Here is a 3,373-nt window from a genome sequence, read left to right as displayed (position 1 = left end):
GGAAGATCCCCGAGGTTTTTGCCTTGGTGTTTGAAAAAGCCTTTACCCCAACCGCGGCTACGGGCGGATTTCTGGGTTCCACGGTTCTTCTGACGATCCGAATGGGGGTAGCCCGGGGGGTCTTTTCCAATGAATCGGGTCTGGGAAGCTCCCCGATCGCCGCGGCCGCCGCGCAAACCAAATACCCGGTTACGCAAGCCCTGGTTTCAATGACCCAGACATTTATTGACACCATTGTTGTGTGTTCCATGACGGGCTTTGTTATCATTTCAAGCGGGGTGTGGGCAAACGGAAAAACCGGTGCCGAGCTCACCACGATTGCATTTAACACCGGCATGCGCTCTTCGATCGGCGGTCTGATCGTCACCATTGGGCTGATTCTCTTTGCCTACTCAACTATTCTGGGCTGGAGCTACTACGGTGAAAAATCTCTGGAATACCTGTTTGGCGAAAAGTGGGTAATGCCCTATCGCGTCCTGTTTACGCTTTTTGTAGCGGTGGGTGCCGTGGTGGAATTGCAGCTCGTGTGGACGCTGGCCGACATCATGAACGGCCTGATGGCCATTCCCAATTTAATCGGTCTGCTGGGACTGGCCGGAATCATTGTTGTGGAAACCAAAAGCTATTTCAAAAACCAGCTTCATCGAAAATGGTAGCCTGTTTCCTGTATGCTGAATCACTAAAGGACTTTCCAGGCCAATCAAATTGTTTTGAGAGGAAGAGGTGAAAAGCAGCTCCGAAGATCTTCTGGAGTTTGAGGTCCACTACTGGACCGAGGGCACCCAATGGCTGGCAGGTGTTGATGAAGCCGGTCGCGGGCCTCTGGCCGGGCCGGTAGTGGCCGCAGCCGTTGTTTTCGAACCGTATGATTTTATTGAAGGCGTTACGGATAGCAAAAAGCTTTCGGCATCCCGAAGAGAGGAGCTGTACCACGAAATTTTGGAAAAGGCTGCCGGCGTGGGGGTGGGAAAGGTTAATCCGCAGGAAATTGACCGACTGAATATTTTGCAAGCCACCCTCAAAGCCATGCGGGAGGCGGTTGAAAATCTGCCCATGTCACCGGATTTTATTTTGGTGGATGGCCGGGACCTTCCCGAGTGGGAATACGCGGCGCGGGCCATTGTTGGAGGAGACGGTCTCAGCTTCTCGATAGCGGCAGCCTCCATTATTGCAAAGGTGACCCGGGATCGACTGATGATTTCCTACGATGAACTCTATCCGATGTACCATTTTGCAAAGAACAAGGGTTACGGGACCAAAGAGCACATTCAGGCCTTACAGCAATTTGGGCCGTCTGAAATCCACCGCAAATCCTTTCATTGGAAGGGCTATGAAAATTTCCAGTAAACACAATGCCCTGGGGAAAACGGGGGAACATTTGGCAGAGCGATTTCTGCAGAAAAAGGGCTACCGCATTCTGGAGAAAAATTTCAGAAGCCGGCACGGAGAGATTGATCTGATTGCTGAAAAAGATGAGTTCCTTGTTTTCGTAGAAGTCAAAACCCGTTATGTGATCGATGAGGAAGACCCCATTTTTCGCGTGGATAAAAAAAAGCAGCGCCATCTGGGATCGGCGGCAAACGCCTACTTGGCCTCGCATAACACGCCCCATTCGAGCGTGCGTTTTGATGTGGTGACCGTTCAGTTCGAAAAAGGCAAACCCGTTTTTCGGCATTACGAAGATGCCTTCTGGCTGGAGCCGTAAAACCCATGAAATCCACAATTAAATCAATATCCCTTGAAATCGGAAAATGGCTGGTTGTTTTGTACCTCTTGCTTCCCATCGGCACGCCCATTACCTCCCGCATGCAGGTATTTAAGATTACGGCCGGTATCGCTCTGGCAATCGTGTTTGTTGGAAAGACATTCTACGACACCATTGTTTACAAATTCACGCGCTATCGGGATTCTCCCGGGAAGGATTTGATCGCCTTTGCGGGTGTTTTTCTGGTCTTTGTTCTGGTCATTGGTTTTTTTATTGGAGTTCTTGGATTTGTTCTGATGCAATACTACCGGAACCTGGGAGCCGCTTTTTAGTACAGCGTGTCGGGAATTTCTGGAGAAGTCCCCGGCACCTTCAAGGTGCCAGGGCCTTTTTGGCAAAGGAGAGGGAAATCCAATGGATCTCACGATACGAGTAAGAGAAATAAAGGGTACGTGTCCGGTTTACCGGATGGGACAATATTTTGAAATTCTTGACGGTTTTCGGTTGAAAATTCCGGAAAGCCAGTCCATTTGCTTGCACGGATTGGCCAGTGTGATGCCCTTTTACCGGGCACTTGCCGGTGGGATTTCTCCAAAGGAATTGGGTCTGGAGTGTGGAGAGAAAAAAGCCTGCCTGCAATGTCCCGATTGTGCCGAACTGACGGGTGGAGGTTCGGTGATTTTTGAGATTGAGGCAGTTCCATAGGGTGCCGGGGACTTTTTCCCCAACATAAATTGGATCTTGTTTTTGATAAAATTCTGTTGTATTTTATTAAAAATGAATCGAAAATTGTGCGGAGACCTTTGCAAGATGGTTTTTCCCAAAATCAGCTGGAGGGTACGTCAAAAATCTTTCGGTTTATCTCGGGGTAATGTGAGTCTACCCTCCCGATTTTTTCATCAAATGCGTGTATCTGCTGGTTTTTATTTTCTCAATTTCCGAATATTAGCCTACTTTGTTTTTATTCTCATCCCTGCCAAAGATTCGTAAGACGTGCTTCATTTACCGGTCTTTTTGTGTTCAAAATATTGAATCAAACCAATATTGGGAGATATCAATGACCAAAGCCATATTGTCTGGAAATGAAGCCATTGCCCGGGGGGTTTACGAGGCTGGCGGAAAATTTGCCTCGGCCTATCCGGGAACACCGAGCACGGAGGTTCTGGAAGCCATTGCCCAATTTGAGGATGTTATTGCCCAGTGGGCGCCAAATGAAAAGGTGGCTGTTGAAACGGCCGCCGGGGCCTCGCTGGGGGGCGCCCGGGCGTTTGCCGCCATGAAGCATGTGGGCCTTAACGTGGCTGCCGATCCTCTGTTCAGCCTTTCCTACATGGGGGTAAACGGGGGACTTGTGATCTTGACGGCCGATGATCCGGGAATGCATTCTTCCCAGAATGAGCAGGACAATCGCTGGTATGCAAAAGCCGCCAAATTACCGCTGCTGGAACCCTCCGACAGCCAGGAGGCCAAAGATTTCACCATTCAGGCTTTCGAAATAAGCGAAGCCTTTGATACCCCTGTTTTGCTGCGAACCACCACGCGGGTCAGCCACTCCAAGAGTGTGGTCTTGCTCGGAAGCCGAATGGACGTCCCGCTAAAACCCTACAAAAAGGAATTAACCAAAAATGTGCTGCTGCCGTCTACCGGGCGTCTGCGCCACCCGGTTGT

The 3,373-nt window shown here is 50.0% G+C and carries 5 protein-coding genes and 1 pseudogene (1 of these 6 only partly in view); all 6 read left to right on the top strand.

The annotated features are described in order from the left end of the window. A partial coding sequence (locus tag GXO76_03930; GenBank protein NOY77001.1) for an alanine:cation symporter family protein occupies positions 1–656 on the top strand: 656 nt, incomplete at its 5' end. Between the two features lie 67 nt (positions 657–723). Beyond that, positions 724–1,347 (top strand): ribonuclease HII, encoded by a 624-nt coding sequence (locus GXO76_03925; GenBank protein NOY77000.1) that lies wholly within the window; start codon positions 724–726, stop codon positions 1,345–1,347. After that, positions 1,331–1,705, top strand: a complete 375-nt coding sequence (locus GXO76_03920) for a YraN family protein (GenBank protein ID NOY76999.1) — start codon at positions 1,331–1,333, stop codon at positions 1,703–1,705. The genes GXO76_03925 and GXO76_03920 overlap by 17 nt, the downstream gene beginning before the upstream one ends. A gap of 5 nt (positions 1,706–1,710) precedes the next feature. Further along, positions 1,711–2,037, top strand: a complete 327-nt coding sequence (locus tag GXO76_03915) for a hypothetical protein (GenBank protein NOY76998.1) — start codon at positions 1,711–1,713, stop codon at positions 2,035–2,037. Positions 2,038–2,119: 82 nt separating this feature from the next. Then, positions 2,120–2,410: a TIGR04076 family protein gene (locus GXO76_03910; protein ID NOY76997.1), complete on the top strand. Its 291-nt coding sequence runs from the start codon at positions 2,120–2,122 to the stop codon at positions 2,408–2,410. Positions 2,411–2,762: 352 nt separating this feature from the next. Next, positions 2,763–3,373, top strand: a pseudogene (gene iorA / locus GXO76_03905) (indolepyruvate ferredoxin oxidoreductase subunit alpha) (it continues 1,153 nt past the right edge of the window).

This window comes from Calditrichota bacterium (genome assembly GCA_013151735.1).
In the GTDB taxonomy this organism is placed as follows: domain Bacteria; phylum Zhuqueibacterota; class JdFR-76; order JdFR-76; family BMS3Abin05; genus BMS3Abin05.
The sequence above is the reverse complement of the archived record's forward strand: the minus strand, read 5'-3'. Positions and strand labels throughout refer to the sequence as shown.

Excerpts from the sequence above, each read along its gene's own strand:
- GXO76_03920 (NOY76999.1), top strand. The coding sequence starts at position 1,331 with ATGAAAATTTCCAGTAAACACAATGCCCTGGGGAAAACGGGGGAACAT.
- GXO76_03915 (NOY76998.1), top strand. The coding sequence starts at position 1,711 with ATGAAATCCACAATTAAATCAATATCCCTTGAAATCGGAAAATGGCTG.
- GXO76_03910 (NOY76997.1), top strand. The coding sequence starts at position 2,120 with ATGGATCTCACGATACGAGTAAGAGAAATAAAGGGTACGTGTCCGGTT.